The organism is Micromonospora sp. NPDC047793 (assembly GCF_040642635.1).
In the GTDB taxonomy this organism is placed as follows: Bacteria; Actinomycetota; Actinomycetes; order Mycobacteriales; family Micromonosporaceae; genus Micromonospora.
The window spans coordinates 107,795-127,013 of record NZ_JBEYSG010000007.1 but is presented as its reverse complement, the minus strand read 5'-3'; the positions used below and the strand labels follow the sequence as shown (position 1 = coordinate 127,013).

15 protein-coding genes are annotated in these 19,219 nt (G+C 70.6%); 3 read left to right on the top strand and 12 right to left on the bottom strand.

The genetic code is table 11. The features are described 5' to 3' along the window. Nucleotides 1-5 precede the first annotated feature (5 nt). Genes ABZ738_RS16600 through ABZ738_RS16585 form a run of 4 tightly spaced genes read right to left on the bottom strand, consistent with a single transcriptional unit; the run spans nucleotide 6 to nucleotide 4,664 of the window. On the bottom strand, nucleotides 6-1,190 hold the full coding sequence (locus tag ABZ738_RS16600) for a substrate-binding domain-containing protein (RefSeq protein WP_357214066.1): 1,185 nt from the start codon (nucleotides 1,188-1,190) through the stop codon (nucleotides 6-8). Nucleotides 1,191-1,201: 11 nt separating this feature from the next. Beyond that, a complete protein-coding gene (locus tag ABZ738_RS16595) occupies nucleotides 1,202-2,185 on the bottom strand; it encodes an ABC transporter permease (protein ID WP_176093741.1) in 984 nt (327 codons plus the stop codon). After that, nucleotides 2,182-3,156 (bottom strand): ABC transporter permease, encoded by a 975-nt coding sequence (locus ABZ738_RS16590; protein ID WP_176093740.1) that lies wholly within the window; start codon nucleotides 3,154-3,156, stop codon nucleotides 2,182-2,184. The genes ABZ738_RS16595 and ABZ738_RS16590 overlap by 4 nt, the downstream gene beginning before the upstream one ends. Then, a complete protein-coding gene (locus ABZ738_RS16585; RefSeq protein WP_176093739.1) occupies nucleotides 3,153-4,664 on the bottom strand; it encodes a sugar ABC transporter ATP-binding protein in 1,512 nt (503 codons plus the stop codon). The genes ABZ738_RS16590 and ABZ738_RS16585 overlap by 4 nt, the downstream gene beginning before the upstream one ends. Before the next feature lie 437 nt (nucleotides 4,665-5,101). Between ABZ738_RS16585 and ABZ738_RS16580 the strand changes: the two genes are divergently transcribed. Next, nucleotides 5,102-8,647 carry a ThuA domain-containing protein gene (locus ABZ738_RS16580; protein WP_131054888.1) on the top strand — a complete coding sequence of 1,182 codons (3,546 nt, stop codon included), beginning with the start codon at nucleotides 5,102-5,104 and terminating at the stop codon, nucleotides 8,645-8,647. Nucleotides 8,648-8,740: 93 nt separating this feature from the next. Here the strand turns inward: ABZ738_RS16580 and ABZ738_RS16575 are convergent, their stop codons facing one another. The 4 genes from ABZ738_RS16575 to ABZ738_RS16560 are packed head-to-tail and all read right to left on the bottom strand — an operon-like array spanning nucleotide 8,741 to nucleotide 13,064. Further along, complete coding sequence (locus ABZ738_RS16575; protein WP_176093738.1) at nucleotides 8,741-9,997, bottom strand: mandelate racemase/muconate lactonizing enzyme family protein; 1,257 nt, start codon at nucleotides 9,995-9,997, stop codon at nucleotides 8,741-8,743. A 1-nt stretch (nucleotide 9,998) separates the two neighbouring features. After that, a complete protein-coding gene (locus tag ABZ738_RS16570) occupies nucleotides 9,999-10,826 on the bottom strand; it encodes a carbohydrate ABC transporter permease (protein ID WP_131054886.1) in 828 nt (275 codons plus the stop codon). Beyond that, the gene (locus tag ABZ738_RS16565) at nucleotides 10,826-11,791 is read right to left on the bottom strand and encodes a sugar ABC transporter permease (RefSeq protein ID WP_357214059.1); all 966 of its coding nucleotides are present in this window, start codon (nucleotides 11,789-11,791) and stop codon (nucleotides 10,826-10,828) included. Before ABZ738_RS16565 ends, ABZ738_RS16570 begins: the two co-directional genes overlap by 1 nt. 4 nt (nucleotides 11,792-11,795) lie before the next feature. Next, nucleotides 11,796-13,064 carry an extracellular solute-binding protein gene (locus tag ABZ738_RS16560; protein ID WP_357214056.1) on the bottom strand — a complete coding sequence of 423 codons (1,269 nt, stop codon included), beginning with the start codon at nucleotides 13,062-13,064 and terminating at the stop codon, nucleotides 11,796-11,798. A 147-nt stretch (nucleotides 13,065-13,211) separates the two neighbouring features. On the opposite strand from ABZ738_RS16560, the gene ABZ738_RS16555 reads away from it, so the two are divergent. Further along, nucleotides 13,212-13,982, top strand: coding sequence for a FadR/GntR family transcriptional regulator (locus tag ABZ738_RS16555; protein ID WP_131052414.1), 771 nt, complete (start codon nucleotides 13,212-13,214; stop codon nucleotides 13,980-13,982). Nucleotides 13,983-14,067: 85 nt separating this feature from the next. Here ABZ738_RS16555 and ABZ738_RS16550 read toward each other — a convergent pair whose 3' ends face one another. Then, a complete protein-coding gene (locus ABZ738_RS16550) occupies nucleotides 14,068-15,459 on the bottom strand; it encodes an RICIN domain-containing protein (RefSeq protein WP_357214052.1) in 1,392 nt (463 codons plus the stop codon). Nucleotides 15,460-15,768: 309 nt separating this feature from the next. On the opposite strand from ABZ738_RS16550, the gene ABZ738_RS16545 reads away from it, so the two are divergent. Next, nucleotides 15,769-16,230, top strand: coding sequence for a GNAT family N-acetyltransferase (locus ABZ738_RS16545; protein WP_161594927.1), 462 nt, complete (start codon nucleotides 15,769-15,771; stop codon nucleotides 16,228-16,230). An 80-nt stretch (nucleotides 16,231-16,310) separates the two neighbouring features. On the opposite strand, the gene ABZ738_RS16540 is transcribed toward ABZ738_RS16545, so the two are convergent. The 3 genes from ABZ738_RS16540 to ABZ738_RS16530 form a co-directional block, all read right to left on the bottom strand. After that, nucleotides 16,311-17,501, bottom strand: coding sequence for a helix-turn-helix domain-containing protein (locus ABZ738_RS16540; RefSeq protein WP_236145650.1), 1,191 nt, complete (start codon nucleotides 17,499-17,501; stop codon nucleotides 16,311-16,313). Beyond that, a complete protein-coding gene (locus tag ABZ738_RS16535) occupies nucleotides 17,491-17,658 on the bottom strand; it encodes a hypothetical protein (RefSeq protein ID WP_236145651.1) in 168 nt (55 codons plus the stop codon). The genes ABZ738_RS16540 and ABZ738_RS16535 overlap by 11 nt, the downstream gene beginning before the upstream one ends. Before the next feature lie 213 nt (nucleotides 17,659-17,871). After that, nucleotides 17,872-19,101, bottom strand: a complete 1,230-nt coding sequence (locus ABZ738_RS16530; protein ID WP_131052418.1) for a helix-turn-helix domain-containing protein — start codon at nucleotides 19,099-19,101, stop codon at nucleotides 17,872-17,874. Nucleotides 19,102-19,219: the final 118 nt, after the last annotated feature.

Sequence of the window (19,219 nt, the reverse complement as noted above, 5' to 3'; positions counted from 1 at the left end):
GGGGCCTACTTCCAGCGCTGGGGGTACCCGGGCAGGTCGGTGCAGCCGCACATCGCGTAGTGCAGCGGCGGCATGTCCGGGTCGAGGTAGCTGTCCAGGTTCTCCTGTGTGATGGTCGGCTGCGGCAGCTTCCACGGCTTGGAGACCTGCTCACCGTCGAGAATCCGCAGGGCGGCGATGATCGGCGTACGCCACTGGTAGGTCGGGTAGGTCGGCGCGATGGCGGTGAGCCCGGCCTCCTTCCACACCTTGAGGAAGTCGAGCTGGTCCTCGCCGTTGATCGGCGGCACCGGCTTGCCGGCGTCCTGGAACGCCTCCACCGCCGCGACGGCGACCGCTCCGGCGTCCATCCAGACGCCGTCGACGGTGCCGTACCGCTGGAGGTAGTCGTCGACGATCTTCTTGGTCTTGGCCGGGTCGCCGTCGGTGAACTCGACGCCGACGACGTCGACGCCCGCCTTGTCGAACGCGACCTTCGCCGCCGCCCAGCGCGTCTCCAGCACGTCGACGCCGGGCAGGATGCGCAGCGCGAGCAGCTTGCCGCCGGGCTTCATCCGCTGGCTGACGAACTCGGCGCCCACGTGACCGAAGCCGTACCCGCCGATGGGGTTGATGAACGTCACCGGGCAGTCCGTGTCGACACCACGGTCGAAGACGATCACCGGCAGCCCGGTGCGGCAGGCGGCCTCCACCGCCGGGGTGAGGGTGGCGGTGGTGTTCGGCGAGACGATCAGGGCGTCGCAGTCGCGGCCGAGCAGGTCGTTGATGTCGGCGATCTGCTTCTGGTCCTTACCTTCGGCCTCCACGTGCACGAACTCGGCGATCCGGTCCCCCTGTGCGGCCACCTCGGCCTGCATGGTCTTGTAGCCGACCTGACGCCAGGGGTTGTTCAGCGCCGCGTTGGAGAAGCAGATGCGGTGCGGTCCGGCCTTCTTGTAGGAGGCGGTGTCCACCATCACCGGGTCGAGCGCCTGCTCCCACGGTTTGTCCGCCGGGCCGGTCGGCGTGGCCTGCAACAGGGCCAGCTCGGCGTCGTACGCGGCCTGCTCGAAGAAGGAGGACTGTTCGCCGGTGCCGGCCCCGGCGGGCGCGGACGAGGCACCGGACGGGTTCGCGACCGGCTGGTCGGTGGCGCAGCCGGCGAGGGCGAGCAGTGTCACCGCGCCGAGCGCGGCCAGAGAGCGTTTCATCGGGATCCCCTTTATCTGGACGTGGAACGTCGGGCCGCGACCGCCACGGCGACCAGGATGATGGCGCCCTGGACCGCCGGTCGGAGCGCGCCCGAGATGCCGTAGAAGTTCATGAGCGCGAAGAGCAGTTCGAGGGTGGTGGCGCCGAGCATCGCGCCGACGACCGAGCCCCGGCCGCCGCCCAGCGCCACACCGCCGAGGACGACGGCGGTGATGGCACCGAACTCCAGGCCGGCACCGGCCTGGAAGGAGACCCCGCTGTAACCGCCGATCAGGATCGCCGCGACCGCCGCCGCGAGGCCGCTGAGGACGAAGGCGGCGGTGCGGGTACGCCACACGCGTACCCCGCTGAGCCCGGCGGTGCGCGGGTTGTCGCCGACGGCGACCAGGATCCGCCCGAAGTCGGCGCGGGTCAGCAGCACCGCCACCGTGGCGACGACCACCAGGATCACCAGCGCGTACGGGACTCGGCCGAGCAGCGGCACGTCCTCGAAGGCGCGCCGGCCGTACTGCCGGAACTCCTCGGTGAGCCCGCCCTTCGGCGCCCCGTCGGACCAGAGGTAGACCGCGCCGACGAGGATCAGGAACATGCCGAGGGTGGTGACGAACGAGGGCACCCCGAGCCGGGTGGTGACCAGGCCGTTGACCAGTCCGACGAGTGCGCCGCCGGCGAGCAGCACCAGCACCACCGGCCAGGTCCGCGTCGGGTCGCTGTCGATCAGCCGGGCGGCCACCACCACCTGCGCGGTGACCAGGGCGCCGACGGAGAGGTCGAACTCGCCGCAGACGATCACGAAGTACTGACCGGCGGCGAGCAGGATGATCGGCGCCGAGCGGCCGAGGAACGACAACAGCGACGGCGGGCTGAGGAAGTCGGGCTGGCGGACGGTGATCAGGACCAGCAGCACCACCAGGATCGCGAGGATCGGTGCCAGGCCACCGGGCCGGGTCCACTGCGCCGGCGCGAGCCGACGCCGGAGGGTCTGCGTGCTCACCCGGCCGCCTTCCGCATGCTCCGGCGGGCGTAGACGGCCACCGCCGCGATGATGATCACGCCCCGGACCACCTGCTTGGCGAACGCGTCGACGGCGAGCTGGTTGAAGACGGCGTCGATGGTGGCGAGCAGCAGCACGCCGCCGACCGTGCCGATCACGCCGCCCCGGCCGCCGGCCAGCGCGGTGCCGCCGATCACCACGGCGGCGATCGACTCCAGGTCGTAGAGGCCCTCCGAGCCGACCCGGGGCGCACCCGAGCCGAGCCGGCTGGCGAGATAGATGCCGGCGATTCCGGCGCAGAGCGAGCAGAGCACGTGCGCGGTGACCCGCACCCGGTCGGTGCGTACCCCGGAGAGCCGGGCGACCTCCTCGTCACCGCCGACGGCGAGCAGATGGTGGCCGAACCTGGTCCGGGCGAGCGCGAACCAGGCCGCCCCGGCCACCAGGAGCAGCAGCAGGAAGGCCACCGGCACCGGCCCGACGCGCTGGTAGCCGAGGGTCTGCACGAGGGTCGGTGAGGTGCTGCCGGCCGGTCCGGCGTACCCGTTGTCGAGGTATCCCTTGAGCAGCAGCCCGACGCCGAGCGTCGCGATGAACGCGTTGATCCGCCCGGCGGTGACGAGCAGGCCGTTGAGCAGCCCGATCCCGGCGCAGACCAGCAGCGTCAGGCCGATCGCGGGCAGCATCGCGCTGTCCCGACCGGCCATCGTCTCGGCGGCGACCAGCGTGCTCAGGCTGACCACGTACGCGACGGAGAGGTCCAGCGAGCCGCCGAGGATGACCAGGGTCTGCCCGACGGCGACGAAGCCCAGTCCGGCGGCGACGTGCAGCAGGCTCACCGTCGTCGACTGGTTGACGAGTTGACCGCCGTCGAGCAGGACGACGAGCCAGCCGATGGTGAGGGTGAGGGCGAGGGCCACGAACACCCCGGGCACCGGGCGTCGGGCGGGCAGCAGCGCGCGGGTGGTCACGCGGCGGTCTCCCGTACCGTGCCGAGGGCGAGCCCGACCACGTCCTCCTCGCGGCTGCCGGCGGGCAGTTCGCCCACGATCCGGCCGTCGCGCATGACCACGATCCGGTCGCTCATGCCGAGCAGTTCGGGCAGGTCGGACGAGATCATCAGCACGGCGGCGCCCTCTGCGGCGAGGCGGCGGACCAGGTCGTGGATCGCCGACTTCGCGCCCACGTCGATGCCTCGGGTGGGTTCGTCGAAGAGCAGGACCCGGGGGTGCAGGGCGAGCCACCGTGCCAGTACGACCTTCTGCTGGTTGCCGCCGGAGAGGAAGCGGATCTCCTGGTGGTCACCGGCGGCGCGGACCTCGACGGCGGCGAGCAGTTCCCGGATCCGGGCGGTGCGCGCGGCCCGGCCGGAGCGGATCGGGAAGGCGGCGCGGCCGGCCAGCAACGCGTTGTCGAGCACCGACTGGCGGCCGATCGTGCCCTCGCCCTTGCGGTCCTCGGTGACGTAGGCGATCCCGGCCCGCATCGCCGCACGCGGGGAGCGCAACCGGACCGGTCGGCCGTCGAGGCCGACCTCGCCGGTGGTGAACGGGGCGGCCCCGAACAGGGCTCGGGCCAGGGCGGAGCGGCCGGAGCCCTGGAGCCCGCCGACGCCGAGCACCTCGCCCGCGCGCAGGTCGAGGTCGATGTCGCGCAGTCTGCGGTTCCCGCCGCGCCGCACGGTGAGCCGGACCGCGCCGACGTCGGCCGGGGCGGCGCGCGGCGGGTAGTAGTGCGACAGCTCGCGGCCGACCATGTGCCGGACGAGGTCGTCGGCGCCGGTGTCGGCGGTGTCCGTGGTGGTCACCCGGCGGCCGTCCTTGAGGACGGTGATCCGGTCGGAGAGGTCGAAGACCTCGGCGAGCCGGTGCGAGACATAGAGGATGCCGATGCCCTGTTCCTGGAGCCGGCGCACCAGGGCGTAGAGCAGGGTCACCTCGTGGTCGGCCAGCGCGGCGGTGGGCTCGTCCATGATGATCAGCCGGGCGTCCAGGGCGAGCGCCTTGGCGATCTCCACGACCTGCTGCTGCGCGACGCTGAGCCGCCCCACCGGCGCGTCGGCCGGTAGGGCCGTCTCCCCGACCGAGGCCAGGAGTTGCCGGGTGCGTTCGCGCATCCGGCGGCGGTCGACCAGGCCACGGCGCGTCGGCTCGTGGCCCAGGAACACGTTCTCCGCGACGGTGCGTTCCGGCAGCAGGTTGAACTCCTGGTGGATGATGCCGATGCCGGCCCGCTGGGCGTCGCGGGGGCCGCCGAAGGCGCGCGGCTCGCCGTCGAGTTCGACGGTGCCCTCGTCGGGGGCGTACCCGCCGGAGACGATCTTCATGAGGGTGGACTTGCCGGCACCGTTCTCGCCGACGACGGCGTGCACCTCACCCGCGGCGACGTCGAGACCCACCCCGTCGAGGACGCGGACGCCGAGGAAGGACTTGCTGATTCCCCGCAGCGCGAGCAGGGGCACCGGACGCCGGTCTGACATCGTCGAAGATCCTCACGGATAGTAGCCAAGATCGGGTGCCGTCCGACGCCGGAGATCCTCCAGCGTGGACGGTCATACTGTTTTGTCATCCAAGTGCGGCACTTCGTGTTGTCGTGCGCAAACTTTCGCTTGACACAACCGAAACATCACACGTATGAAGATAGATGTTCGGGTATGAGTTCGCAATCCCCCGTCCGCCAGGGACTTTCGGGCACCGTCCCACCGGCGCGGACCGGGAAAAACACACCTGCGCGAGAGCCAGCACCGGCACGGAGACACCATCCATGGCGTCGTTAACATCCGACGACATCGATGCATGGTGCGCTCCGGCTTCCCACCCCCACCCGACGGCACCTCAGTCCGACATGACGGTGAGTCACCACCGGAAGCGTTGGCGCGCCACCCGTATCCCCCCGCCCGTCCCACGAGGAGACGCCATGCGTCGCACGACATCCATCATCGGAGTGATCGCGGGTCTGTTACTGACCTTCGCGGTCGTGAACCCGGCGGCGGCGGCTCCCGCCTTCCGGGCCCTGGTGTTCACCAAGACCGCCGGTTACCGGCACGACTCCATCCCGGCCGGCGTCACGATGTTCCAGCAGCAGGCGGCGGCCAACAACTTCGAGGTGGTGCACAGCGAGGACTCGGCCGTCTTCACCCCGGCCAACCTCGCCACCTTCGACGTCCTCGTGATGTTCCAGACCTCCGGCATGGTCTGGACCTCGGCCGCCCAGCGTCAGGCGGTGGAGGGTTTCCTCGCCTCCGGCAAGGGGATCGTCGCGGTCCACAACGCCACGGACATGGGCATCGAGGGTGAGTACCCGTGGTGGGACCAGACCGTCAACGGCGGCGCGCACATGCCGGAACACTCCCCCGGCGTGCTGCCCGGCACCGCCATCGTGGCCGACAAGAAGCACCCCTCCACGGCCACCCTGCCGGACCGCTGGAACCGCAGCGAGGAGTGGTACAACTTCGACAAGAACCCGCGCGGTGACGTGCACGTGCTGGTCACGGCCGACGAACGGACGTACAACCCCGGTTCCCGGGCGATGGGTCCGGACCACCCGATCTCCTGGTGCCGTGCCGTCGGCGGCGGTCGGGTCTGGGCCACCGCGATGGGCCACGCCATCGAGTCCTACAGCGAGACCCACTTCCGCAACCATGTGCTCGGCGGGGTGAAGTGGGCCGCCGGCAACGAGCCCGGCGACTGCGGCGGCACGGTCTGGGGCAACTTCGAGAAGCGCTCGCTGGACACCAACACCGTCGACCCGATGGCCCTGGCCGTGACCCCCGACGGTCGGGTGATCTACGTCCAACGCGGCGGCCAGATCAAGATCTTCAAGCCGAGTACGAGCAGCACCGTCACCGCCGGCACGCTCAGCGTCTACACCGGCGGTGAGGACGGCCTCACCGGGCTGGCCCTGGACCCGAACTTCGCCACCAACGGGTACGTCTACCTGTACCACTCGCCCGCCAGCAGCTCCACGGACATCAACCGGGTCTCCCGCTACACGCTGAGCGGTGACACGTTGAACATGTCCAGCGGGGTCACCGTCATCGACATCCCGGCGTACCGCGACCGGACGTACCCGGAGCCCGGCCACACCGGCGGGTACATGGACTTCGGGCCGGACGGCAACCTCTACATCGGCACCGGTGACGACGTCGCGCCCAACCTCGACCCTAACTGGCAGGGCTACGCGCCGCTGGACTGGCGCTCGGGCAAGCACATGCTCGACGCGGCCCGCACCGCCGGCAACACCAACGACCTGCGGGGCAAGCTGCTGCGCATCCGGCCCTCGGCGAGCGGCGGCTACACCATCCCGTCGGGCAACCTGTATCCGCAGGGCACCGCGCAGACCCGGCCCGAGGTCTACGCGATGGGCTTCCGCAACCCGTTCCGCTTCTCCATCGACCCGGCCAACGGCTGGGTCTACCTGGCCGACTACGGACCCGACCGGAACCCGCCGACCACCAACCGTGGCCCCGAGGGTCTCGTCGAGCTGAACGTGATCAAGGCACCGGGCAACTACGGCTGGCCCTTCTGCCACGGCGACAACCAGCCGTACGCGCCGTACAACCCGGACACCGGTGCGGTCGGAGCCAAGTTCAACTGCTCCTCCCCGGTCAACAACTCCCCCAACAACACCGGTTTGACCAGCCTGCGCCCGGTGGTCGCGCCGAACATGTGGTACGGCTACGGCACCTCGACCACCTTCCCGGAGCTGGGCTCCGGCGGCTCGGGGCCGATGGGCGGCCCGGTCTACCGCTACAACGCGGCGAACCCGTCGCAGACGAAGTTCCCGCCGTACTACGACGGGGTCCACTTCTTCTACGAGTGGTCGCGCAGCTACCTCAAGGAGGTGCACTTCGACTCGGCGACGGCGGTCACCCGGACCAACGCGTTCCTGCCCACCACCCGGTTCAACAAGCCGATGGACATGGAGTTCGGCCCGGACGGATCGCTCTACCTGCTGGAGTGGGGCACCAACTTCGGCGGCGGCAACAGCGACTCGGGTCTCTACCGGATCGACTACGTCCAGGGTGGACGGTCCCCGATCGCCAAGGCCACCGGTACGCCCACCAGCGGCAACGCCCCGCTGACCGTGCAGTTCTCCAGCGCCGGGTCGGCGGACCCGGACCCCGGTGACACGATCAGCTACCAGTGGACCTTCGGTGACGGCACCACGTCGACGGCGGCCAACCCGTCGCACGTCTACACCGCCAACGGCAACTACACCGCCCAGCTCAAGGTCACCGACAGCACCGGCAAGACCGGCTTCGCCAACGTGGCGATCACCGTCGGCAACACCGCTCCGGTGGTCACCATCACCACCCCGGCGCACGGCGGCATGCTCACCTTCGGTGACCGGGTCTCCTACCAGATCAGCGTCTCCGACCCGGGTGGGGCGGCGATCGACTGCTCCAAGGTGATCCTCAACCCGGCGCTCGGGCACGACGACCACGCGCACGAGACCACCGACCTGCCCGGCTGCTCCGGCACCATCCCCACCGACCTGCTCGGCGGGCATCCGGACGGCGCGAACCTGTTCTATGTGCTCAACGCGCGCTACACCGACAACGGCGGGGCGGGCGGGGCCGCACCGCTGACCGGGCACGCCCAGGTGATCCTCCAGCCCAAGCACAAGCAGGCCGAGTACTACAGCAGCCAGTCCGGCACCCGGGTGGTCGACCAGGCCGGTGCGGAGAGCGGCAAGCGGATCGGCGACATCTCCAACAACGACTGGGTGGCCTTCACCCCGATGAGCCTCTCCGGCATCAGCACGGTCAGCTACCGGCTGTCGTCACCGTCCGGCGGCGGCACGATCGAGCTGCGGGCCGGCTCCCCCACCGGCACGCTGCTGGCCACCACGCCGGTGCCGGCCACCGGCGGCTGGGACAACTACCAGTCGACGCCACCGGTGAACGTCACCGCCCTGGCCGGTACGCACACCCTGTACCTGGTCTTCAAGGGCAGCGGTAACAACTGGTTCGACCTCGACTCGCACACCTTCGGCGGTGCGGGGGTCGGTGTCGGTGGCACCGGTGGGGTGGCCGGGCGGACCTGGACCCTCACCGCGCAGCACAGCGGCAAGGTGATGGACGTCAACGGGGTCTCCACCGCCGACGGCGCCCAGATCCACCAGTGGGCCGCCAGCGGTGGGAACAACCAGAAGTGGCAGGCGGTCGACGCCGGCAGCGGTGCCGTCACCCTCAAGGCGGTGCACAGCGGCAAGTGCGCGGAGATCGTCGGCTCGTCCACCAGCGCGGGTGCCTTCCTCCAGCAGGCCACCTGCGGCACCGGCAACCAGCAGAAGTTCACCGTCACGGCGACCGGCACCAGTGGTGTCTACACGGTCCGGAGCGTGCTGAGCGGCCTCTGCCTGGACGTCAACGGCGCGGCCACCACCGACGGCGCCCGGCTGGTGCAGTGGACCTGCCACGGCGGCACCAACCAGCAGTGGCGGTTCGGCGCGGCCTGACGACCGCGACGCTGACCCGCCGATGACAGCGGTCGGGACCGGCCTCCGCACCACGGAAGCCGGTCCCGATCGCCGTGCGCGGACCCGGTCGGTTCAGTGGCCGTCGGACTCGGCCAGCGGCGCGCCGGCCCGCCCGCCGTGGCCGTTCACGCCGCCGACCGTCGCGCCGGTCGGCAGGTACGCCGTCCGGGCCGGTGCCGGAGCGCCGTACTCCGGCAGCAGCCGCCGTCCCGCCGACACGGGCCGGACGTCGGGCCCCTCGGTGCCGCGGGCCGCCGGACGGAGGACGGAGGCGCTGATCGCCCCCTCGTCGACGCGGACGCCGAGGCCCGGTGCGTCGCCGAGGACGAAGGCACCGTCCTCGACGTGCAGGTCGAGCGTGACGCCGGCCGGTGGACGCAGGTTCTGCAACTCGCTGGTCAGGTGGTTGGGCACCGACGTCGCCGCGTGCAGCAGCCCGACCGGACTGTTGCCGATCGGGCTGACCGGCAGGTCGTGGGCGTGCGCCAGGGCCGACGTGCGCAGGAAGTGGGTGACTCCCCAGACGGCGGCGGTCTGGACGATGTCGACCGCCCCGGCGGCGATCAGCGGGCGGTACTGCTCCAGCCCGGTCAGGTTCTCGCCGGTGGCGACGGAGGCGCGCACGCCCCGGCCGACCGTGGCCAGGCCCTCGGCGTCCCAACGGCGGACGGGCTCCTCGATCCAGATGAGATCGAGGGTGCGTTCGAGTTCGCCGACGTGGCGGACGGCCTGCTTGCGGGTCCACGCCTCGTTGACGTCGAGCATCAGACCGGGGCGGCGTCCGTGCCCGGCCTCGGTCAGCACCTCCTCGACCAGGCCGAGGCGATGCCGGTCGCGGGCGATGTCCAGACCGCCCTTGAGCTTGGCGGCGCGCAGGCCGTGCGCGGCGTACGCGCGATAGGTGTCGACCAGCTCGTCGTCGGTCAGGCCGATGTCCAGGCCGGAGGCGTACGCGGGCACCCGCCGGTCGCGTCCGCCCAGCAGTCGCCAGAGCGGCTGGCCGGCGGCCTGCGCCTTGATGTCCCAGAGGGCGGTGTCGAGCGCGCCGATGGTGCCGAAGACGGAGCCCCCGTGTCCGGCCTTGAAGCTGTGGCGCAGCATCCGGTCGTAGAGCGTCGTGACGGCGCGCGGGTCCTCGCCGTCGAGGGCCGCGAAGATCCGATCGATCTCCACGTGCGGGCCGAGGCCGACTCCGGAGATACCCTCGTCGGTGTCGACGACGACGATCGACACCGGCACCACCCCGTCGGCGAAGACGCCGTTGGCGTCACCGACGGGGCGTCCCCATTCCTGCACCGTGCTGAGCGTCCGATATCCGGTGATCCGCATGTCAGCCCTTCGTGGAGCCGGCGGCGACGCCGTCGGCGATCTGGCGCTGGAGGAAGAGGTAGACCAGCAGGACGGGGAGCGCGGCGATCAGCACGCCGGAGGCGAAGGTCGGGATGTCGTCGGAGTACTGCCCACGCAGCGAGGTGACGCCCACCATCAGGGTGCGCTGGTCGGCCGAGGGCATCATGACCAGCGACATCAGGACGTCGTTCCAGCAGAACAGGGCGTTGAGGATGCCGACGGAGAGCAGCGCCGGGGTGCCCAGCGGCAGCATGATCCGGCGGTACACGCCGTAGAGACTGTTGCCGTCGATCCGGGCCGCGTCGATGATCTCCGGCGGGATCGACCGGTAGTAGCTGGTCATCAGGAAGACGGTGAAGGGCAGGAACTGGGCGACGTAGACGAGGATCAACCCGGGGTACGTGTCGATGAGCGCCGTGTCGGCCATGATCCGGGCCAGCGGCACCATGATCACCTGGAACGGTACGAAGAGGCCCGCGAGGCAGCCGAGGAAGAGCGCCCGCGACCCGCGGAAGCGCACCTGGCTGAGGGCGAAGCCGGCCATCGAGCCGAGCAGCAACAGCAGGAGCACCGACGACGACACCACGATCACCGAGTTGACGAAGTATCGGCTCATGCCGACGCTGCTCCACGCCGTCTCGATGTTGTCCCAGCGCAGCTTGTCGGTCAGGGCGAAGCGGTCGAGGATGTAGTCACGCCGGGTCTTCATCGCGACGTTCGCGGTGAAGAGCAGGGGGTAGATCGTCGCCAGGGCGAGCACCAGCATCGGGACGGCGATCAGCCACCGCCCCGGCCGCAGGCGTGACATCAGTTCTCCCTTCCGGCCCGGCTGAGCAGTTTGATCTGCACCAGCCCCACCACGAGCATGATCACGAAGAGGACCGTCGAGGCGGCCGAGGCGAGGGCGGGACGGTTCATCTGGCCCTGCTGGATCCAGATGTAGTACTCCGGAAGGTAGGTGGACCCCTCCGGGCCGCCGCTGGTCATCACGAACAGCAGGCCGAACATCGAGGTCAACATGCCGATCATCGTGGTGACGAAGACGAACTGGATGGTCCGGGACAGCCCAGGGACGATCACGTGCCGGATGACCTGGGGCAGTGAGGCCCCGTCCACCCGGGCGGCGTCCAGCAGGGCGGCGTCGAGGGTCGCGAAGCCGGCGAGGAAGACCACCAGGGACATCCCGAAGGTGGCCCAGACGTGCACGCCGACCACCACGAACATCGCGATGTCCGGGTCGCCGAGCCAGTCGATCGGGCCGACACCGGCCGGGCCGAGCAGGGAGTTGAGGGGGCCGTCCACCGCGAGCAGCAGGTTGAAGATCGCGCCGACGATGACCGGGGAGAGCACGGCGGGGAAGAAGTAGACGCTGCGGTAGAGCCGGTGCCCGGGGACCCGGAGGTAGATGAAGGTCGCCAGCAGGCCGGGGATCGCCACCGCCACCGGCAGCAGCAGCACCAGCCACCCGACGTTGCCCAGCGCGGTCCGGAACAGCGGGTCGGCCAGCAGTTCCCGGTAGTTGTCGACGCCCACCGCCGTGCCGTCGCGGGCCCCGTCCCCGGTGAACGAGAAGTTGACGCCGAGCAGCAGCGGATACAGCCGCAGCACCACGATGATCAGCACGGCGGGGGCGACCAGGACGTACGGTGCGAGGCGCTCGGAGCGCAGGCGGCCGGCGGCCCGCGTCGCACCGGTCCGGCGACGGTCGGTCGCCGCGTCGGTCCGTCCGGCCGGAGCCGGACGGACCGACGACTGTGCGTTCCCGATCGGCACGAACTCAGCCCGCCTGGTCGGAGGCGGCCAGTTGCCGCACCACCTCGTCGACGCCGGCCGAGCCGCTGAGCAGTTGCTGGGACAGTCGGCCCATCAGGTCCAGGGTCTTGGAGGAGAGCGCCACGTGCAGGGCCGGCTTGCCGTCCGCGGTCTCGGCCACGATGCCGGCCACCGCCGGACCGCCCTGCGACACGTCGATCGTGGTGTCGGCGGCGATCGCGCCCGCGTCCGCGTAGAAGGCGTTGAGCGCCTCGGTCGAGGTGAGCGAGCGGACCAGGTCGGCGGCGACCTTCGGGTCCTTGGTCCACTTGGCCACGCCGTAGCCGATCCCACCGTCGAAGGGCAGGCTCGGGGTGGTGCCCTCGGTGACCACCGGGGCGTTCATCACGCCGAGCTTCTCCGGCGTCAGGAACTCGTTGAAGTCCTTCCAGTGCCCGACGTCCGACATCAGCCCGATGACGTGGGCGGCCTTGCCGGACTGGAAGAGGGCGAACCCGTCGTTGAACATCGCGGTCGAGTTGGCGCCGTCGGTGTTCAGCCCGGCGTCGCCGGCCTCCTGCCAGAGCTGGAAGACCCGCTTGACGTGGGGTGAGTTCCAGTCGCGCTTGCCGGCGACCCAGTCGTCGTACTCCTGCGCGGTGAGCGTGGCGGAGCCCAGTGCGGAGAGCCAGAACTGGATGCCCGCGCCCTCCTTGTTGCCCAGCGCGAAGCACTTGGCGCCGGCCTTGGCGATGGCGGCGCAGTCGCTGAGGAACTCGGTCCAGGTCGTCGCCGGGGCGGCGGGGTCGAGCCCGGCCTTCTCGTACACCGCCTTGTTGTAGTAGATAGGGTGGCCCTGCAACGTCACCGGGCCGGCGTAGGTGCGGCCGTCCTTGGTGAAGGCGTCCCAGCCGGCCAGGCGCTCCCGGTCCTCGGCGAGGTACTCGTCCAGCGGCACCAGCGCGTCGACCCGGTCCCGGATCTGACCGCCGCCGTTGAAGAGCATGACGTCCGGGCCCTTGCCGGTCTGGATCGCCGCGCCCAGCAGCGTGTAGTACTGGTCGAACGGCTGCGCGACGAACTCGACCGTCACGTCCGGGTGTTTCTTGGCGAAGTCCGCCTTGGCCTTGTCGAGGTACGGCGCGGCGGACGCCTCACCGGACTTCCAGTCCCACACCACCAGCTTGCCCTCCGCGCCACCGCCGGACCCGCCCGATCCGGTGGCGCTTCCACAGCCGGCCATCGCTACCAGTCCCACAACGAGGACGGCGGACCATATTGCGCGCTGTTTCATCGTTGTTCACCTCTGAACGGCAATGGCCGACGGCTCCACCGCAGGCCAACAATGTGCGAAAACGTAACTCGTATGACGTCTGACGTCAACGGTCGGACGTACACTGACCACCGGACGTCGTGCCACGGCAAGCAAATCGGAGGGGACATGACGCCATCGCAGGAGACGACCGTGGATGCCACGGCCGCCCCGGCCTGGACCCGCCGGCCGCAGAACCTGGCGCGCGCCGTCACCGCCGAGCTGGTGCAGCGGATCGTGCGCGGGATGCACCCGTCCGGGTCTCCCCTGCCCCCCGAGCCCGTGCTCTGCGAGACCTTCTCGGTGAGCCGGACCGTGGTCCGGGAGGCGGTGAAGGTCCTCCAGGAGAAGGGCCTGGTGCAGGTACGCCAGGGCGCCGGCACCACGGTCACCGAGCCCTCGAACTGGGACATGCTCGACGAACTCGTCCTCGCCGCCACCATCGCCGAGGACGACAGCCTCGCCATTCTCGACGACCTGGTGGTCACCAGACGGCTGCTCGAATCGGACATGGCGCACGTCGCCGCCCGGCAGGCCGACGCCGAGACCATCGAGCGCCTGCGGGCCCTGGTCGACCGGATGGACGAACTCGTCGACGACACTGTCGCCTACCACGAGCACGACCGGGCCTTCCACGACACGGTGATGCAGGCGTCCGGCAACCGGATCGCCCGTGGGGTGGTCCGCTCGCTGGAGAGCCAGGTCGCCAACACCGCGCGGTACATGGGCCGCACCCAGCGCTCGCTCTGCGTGGCGTCCAACCGGGGACACCGCCGCATCTACGAGCGGATCGCCGCCCGCGACCCGGCCGGTGCCGCCGACGCGATGTTCACCCACATCACCGAGGCGTGGCTGGTCCGCCGCAAGGGCTCCGGCAAGCCGACCCGACTGCAACGCTGACACCGCCCCTCCACTCGCCGCCGGCAGCCGTCACCGGTCGTCGACCGGTGACGGCTGCCGTGGTGATCCCGCTGTCCTGTCGAGGTCAGGAGAACTGCGCGAAGAACCGCCAGATCTCACCCTTGGTCCAGGTCGTGATGCCGCTCTCGCCGTACGTCCCGTCCACCGGGCCGGGCATGTGCCCGTTGTCGAAGGCCGCCCACTGCACCGGGTAACCCGACCGGCAGCCGGAGTACGCGGTGGTGATGTGGGTGCGGCTGCCGCCACCGGGCTCGGGCGGGTTCTGCGCCGCGCACCCGTTGTTGCGGACGAACGTGTCGCGCAGCGCGCGTCCCTGACCGATGTTGAGCACGTTGTCCGTGATGCCGTGCAGCCCGAAGTACGCGATCGGCTGCGTGCCGCCGGAGCAGCCGCTGATCTGGGCACCGGCGATCACCGCGACGGCCCGGAACACGTCGGCCCGCGCGCAGGCCAGGGCGTAGCTCATGCCGCCGCCCCAACTGAAGCCGGTGGCGAAGCGCTGCCTCGGGTTGACGCAGAGGTCGGCCTCGATCCGCCGGATCATGTCGTCCACGAACGTGACGTCCTCGCCACCGGCGTTGCCCCAACCGTTGCCGAGCCCCTGCGGCGCGACCAGGATCGCGCTGTTGTTGGACTGCTCCTGCTGGCCGTAGTACGACCAGGCGGTCCCGCTGGTGCCGCCGTTGGAGATCTCCTGCATGGTGCCGCCCCGCCAGTGGAAGGCGAAGATCAGCCGGTACGGGTTGTTCGGCTGGTAGTTGGCGGGTACGCGCAGGATGAACGACCGGCTCTTGCCGCCGCTCTGGATCGTGTGGGTGCCGCTGGTCAGGGTCGGCGTACGGCCGCATCCGCTGCCGCCCGTCGGCGGCGGGGTGGGGTTGCTCCCGTCGACGCGGACGAGCTGCCACTGCTGGTTGCCGCCGTTCCAGTCCGCGTACTGGACGATGTTCGCCCCGTCGGCGGTCGACGCGCCCTGGACCTCGACGACCTTGCCGCTGTGCCGGCTGACCAGCCGGACGTGACCGCCGTCCGAGTCGGCCAACCGGAACTGCTGGTTGGCCCCGTTGTTGTCCGACCAAGCGACGATCGGGGCACCGTCGGCGGTGGACTGGTTCTGCACGTCGAGGACCTTGCCGGAGTGCCGGGACTTGAGCCGATAGAAGCCGCCGCCCGAGTCGACGAACTGCCACTGCTGGTTCGCGCCGTTGTTCCGCGTCCACTGACTGATCCGCGCGCCGTCGTTGGTGGCCGAGGCGTACAGGTCCAGCGCCTTGCCGCTGGTCCGGTTCACCAGCACGTACCACGCGGTGGTGTCGACCGTCGCGGCGGACGCGGGCGCGGCGTTCACCGCCACGACCGTGCCGGCCGTCATGACCACGGCGAGCGCGGCGGCCAGTCCGGATCGTCGACCGCGTCTCGGCGGGGAGGCGGGACGGGCCTCGCCGATGACTGTCATGGTCCACTCCTTCGGTCGGGGTCGCTCGCGGGCGGGACCGCCCGCGCGCGCCCGGCTGGGGGTGCCGGCGTCGGGTGGTGGCGTCAGCACGTCGGTGTGTCGTGGGGATGCCCGGACGGCGGCGCCCGATCCGGCGACACGAGCCCACGAGGGAGCGGTCCACCAGGTCGGGACGCCGTGTCGACGCCGGACGACCGGACCGCTCGCTCATCGAAATCTAACGATGCAAACGTCATACGTCAAACGACAGATGTAGGGCTGGCCCGGAAAGTGGCTGCACTACGCCTCGCCGGGGACCAGAATGGCGCGGTGCGGATCACCGAGATCGACCCCGGCGCAGACGAGACACTGGCCCGAACGCTGCTGTCGATCCAGCACGCGGCGTACGCGGTGGAGGCATCGCTCATCGGCGACGACCGCATCCCACCCCTGCACGAGACGCTCGACGCGCTGCGCGCCGCGCCGCTGCGCTGGCTCGGCGCCCACCACGACGAACGGCTCGTCGGCGCGGTGGCCTGGTCGGAGAACCCCACCGAGCTGGACATCGACCGACTCGTGGTGGACCCGACGGCCCACCGTCGCGGCACCGGCACCGCCCTGGTGCGGACGCTCCTCGCCTCGGCCGGCGACCGGCGGACCGTGGTCGCCACGGGCGCGGCGAACCTCCCGGCCCGCCGGCTCTACGAGCGTCTCGACTTCCGCCTGATCGGTGAGCGCGAGGTCGTCCCCGGCCTCCGGATCGCCGAGTACGTCCGAGAACCGGCGACCTGAACCACCCTCCCGTCGTCACCTGCTTCGCCCCGGTCCAGGGAGACGGGTGGCGCGTCGGGCTCCGGGACAGGAACGGGTGGTCAGACCAGCCCGAGGCTGATGGCGAGTTGGGTGATCGTCGTCGACGCGTCCTGGTCGCGGGCGACGTGGGCGACCATCTCTCGTACCGCCGGTCGGTGTCGGATCTCGGCGGGCGCGGTGGCGTCGGCCTGGATCAGCACTCGGGCGGCGTTGGTGGCGTCGTCGGTGTCCAGGTAGGCGCGAGCGGCGTCGACGAGGTGCGCGGCGCGATGCTCGACGGGCAGCCACCGCCACTGGTCGCGGCCGATCGCCTTCTCGTGCCGCGCGACGGCGTCCGAGGTGTCGCCGAGTGCGATGGCGGCGGTGACCCGGGCCAGTTCGACGGCGGTCGGCCCGAAGGCGGTGCGGTGGTGGTCGTGTCCCTCGCCGACCCGGGCGGCCATCTCGGCGGCTTCGTCCAGCAGGTCAGCGGCGGCGCGGTCGTTGCCGCAGGTCGCGGCGATGAGGGCGGCCTGCACGAGCAGGCTGCCGCAGAGCGACACCTCCGGTGGTTCGCCGGTGTCGGGGTCGGGTGGGGCGATCTGGTAGGCGGCGGCCAGCATCACCGAGCGCGCCCGCGCCGACGTCCGGAGCACCTGCCCGAGCTGGACCGACGCGCACGCCAGCAACAGCCGGTCACCGGTGGCGGCGGACATGGCCCGGTCGGCGGCCAACCAGGCAAGCTGATGCTCGTCCAGCTTGACCAACAACGCCGTGGTGACCCGGTACGCCTCCACCACCAGCGCCCGACCCGCCTCCGGGTCCTGGGCGTACGCCCGATGCACGGTGGTCAGCAGCCCCGGCAGCAGGTCGATCAGGTGCGGGTATCGAGCGTGCTGGTAGGTGGTCCACGCGTGCGCGACCTCCCGCGCCACCCGCTCCGGCGGCATCACCTCGCCGCGCGCCGACGGTCGACCGAGAGCCATCTCGTACGTCGACATCGCCGCCCTGATCCGCGCGACACCCTCGTGACGCTCGACCGCATCGGCGGGCTCGACGTCACGGCCGAGCAGAGTCGCGGCGTCCACCCGCAGCACGGTGGCGATGTCGCGGATGACCGACAGCCGCTCCAACGACCGCACGCCGCGCTCGACCTTGTCCACCCAACTCTTCGACTTTCCCAGGCGGTCGGCGAACGTCTGCTGCGACAGATTCCGCCGCGCTCGCAGGTAGGCGACCCGCCGCCCGATCGGTACCGGGTCACCGGGCACGACGCCACCGCCGATCCGGCACCGCCCGGGTGGTCTCCTCGACCGGTATCCGCTCCGCCTCAGCCTGCGCCAGGATGCGCTGCTTCGCGGCCTCCCGCTCCGCCGCTTCCGCCTGCTCGCCTCGACTCTGCACCGGCTCGCGCTGTACACCGTCCACCCGCTACCTCCTCGAAAGGCACGGCAAGGTGCGCTCGAAAGACGACCTTCGCTGTGCTGACAGAAGGGGCGCGGCTCACCTGTGAGCTGGAGGCGGCACCTCACGCGCCGGTCGCACCCCGTGATCCCATGTTCACGGGGCGCAATGAGGGTGGACAGGTACACGGCAGGCCACGCCATGCGACCTGCGGGAAAGGTGGTACGTGTTGTGCGACTACGCCCCGACCAGCGACGCCAACTCGGCCAACTCCTTGGTCATCGCCCGCCGACGCTTCTCGGCGATCGACTGGACGATGTCCCGGGCGTACCGCTGCTGCCGCAGCCAGGCCGGTGCCCGATCCCGGAGGTCCATCAGCACACCGGTCGCGTCCGCGTACGCACCCGTCTGGGCGTGTGACCACGCGACGTCCAGGTAGTGCCGCTGCCGCGATGACGGGGTCACCTGCGGAGACTGGTGCACCTGCTGCGCGAGAGCCAATGCCTCGTCGGGACGGCCCGCGATAACCGCCGACTCCACCCGCATCAGGTGCACACCCTCGGCCGAATAGTCGTTACCCGTGATGTCGGCGTCCGGATTCGGCCGGTCACCAAGCCGGTGCGCACCCGCCGCCGCCAGGTCGAGCATGTCCCGGGCGTCGTCGTGCCGGGCATCCCGCACCGCCGCCGACGCGCCCTTGATCAGCAGGAAGCCCCAGGCGGACAGGTGGGCAGGTGAGGCGGTGGACAGTTTCGGCTCCACCTGATCGGCGGTCCGTACCGCCAGCACCTCGGCCTCCTCGAACCGGGCCTGCCGCAGCAACAGCCAACACATCGGTGCCACCGCTGCGGCACCGACCATCTGATCCCCGCTGCGACGAGCGTGATCAAGTGCCGCAGTGAGCGCGACATGCGCAAGGTCAACACGGCGTAGCTGGATGAGGAGCCGACCCGCCAACTGGTGCGCCTGTGACGCCAGCGCATGCGCGGCCAACCGCTCATCACCGTCAGCGACGTCGACGAACGTCCGCGCCTCGTCGAGCAGGCCGGGGATCAACGTGAGGGCTGCCGCGTAGTCATTGGCGTGGTAAATCGTGTTCGCCGCCTTGATCGACCGCCGCACGTCAGCGGCAGTCGGTGGGCCGATCTCGGGGTCGTCCACCACGGAACGCCCATCGAGGCCCGAGACCGGCGTCAGAGCGCGACGGACATCGACAAGACCCAGCGGCGCGGCATCGGGCTCACGCATCGCCTGCGCCTGCGCAGCGGAACCCATCAGCGCGGACGTCGGTACGCCAAGAGCAGTTGCTAACTTGTTCAACGTCGACATACGGGCGCTGGTCCGCTCGTTTTGCTCCAGCTTCCGAATCGTCTCCACGCTGACGCCCGCCCGCTCCGCCAGCCGCTCTTGAGTGAGAGTGGACTCGCTGCGCAGTCTGCGTAGGTGATCACCGATCGTCGTGAGCATGGCAGCCTCCCCGGAGAACCGACTGAGCCCGAACCCGCCGACCGCCCGACGGGCCACCACTCCGGACGGTACACCTCATCGACTCGAAGGCCGGGACACCGAACACCCGGGGGCCACG

Excerpts from the sequence above, each read along its gene's own strand:
- ABZ738_RS16585 (WP_176093739.1), bottom strand. The coding sequence starts at position 4,664 with ATGTCAGACCGGCGTCCGGTGCCCCTGCTCGCGCTGCGGGGAATCAGC.
- ABZ738_RS16530 (WP_131052418.1), bottom strand. The coding sequence starts at position 19,101 with ATGCTCACGACGATCGGTGATCACCTACGCAGACTGCGCAGCGAGTCC.
- ABZ738_RS16575 (WP_176093738.1), bottom strand. The coding sequence starts at position 9,997 with ATGCGGATCACCGGATATCGGACGCTCAGCACGGTGCAGGAATGGGGA.
- ABZ738_RS16570 (WP_131054886.1), bottom strand. The coding sequence starts at position 10,826 with ATGTCACGCCTGCGGCCGGGGCGGTGGCTGATCGCCGTCCCGATGCTG.
- ABZ738_RS16580 (WP_131054888.1), top strand. The coding sequence starts at position 5,102 with ATGCGTCGCACGACATCCATCATCGGAGTGATCGCGGGTCTGTTACTG.
- ABZ738_RS16550 (WP_357214052.1), bottom strand. The coding sequence starts at position 15,459 with ATGACAGTCATCGGCGAGGCCCGTCCCGCCTCCCCGCCGAGACGCGGT.
- ABZ738_RS16600 (WP_357214066.1), bottom strand. The coding sequence starts at position 1,190 with ATGAAACGCTCTCTGGCCGCGCTCGGCGCGGTGACACTGCTCGCCCTC.
- ABZ738_RS16555 (WP_131052414.1), top strand. The coding sequence starts at position 13,212 with ATGACGCCATCGCAGGAGACGACCGTGGATGCCACGGCCGCCCCGGCC.
- ABZ738_RS16560 (WP_357214056.1), bottom strand. The coding sequence starts at position 13,064 with ATGAAACAGCGCGCAATATGGTCCGCCGTCCTCGTTGTGGGACTGGTA.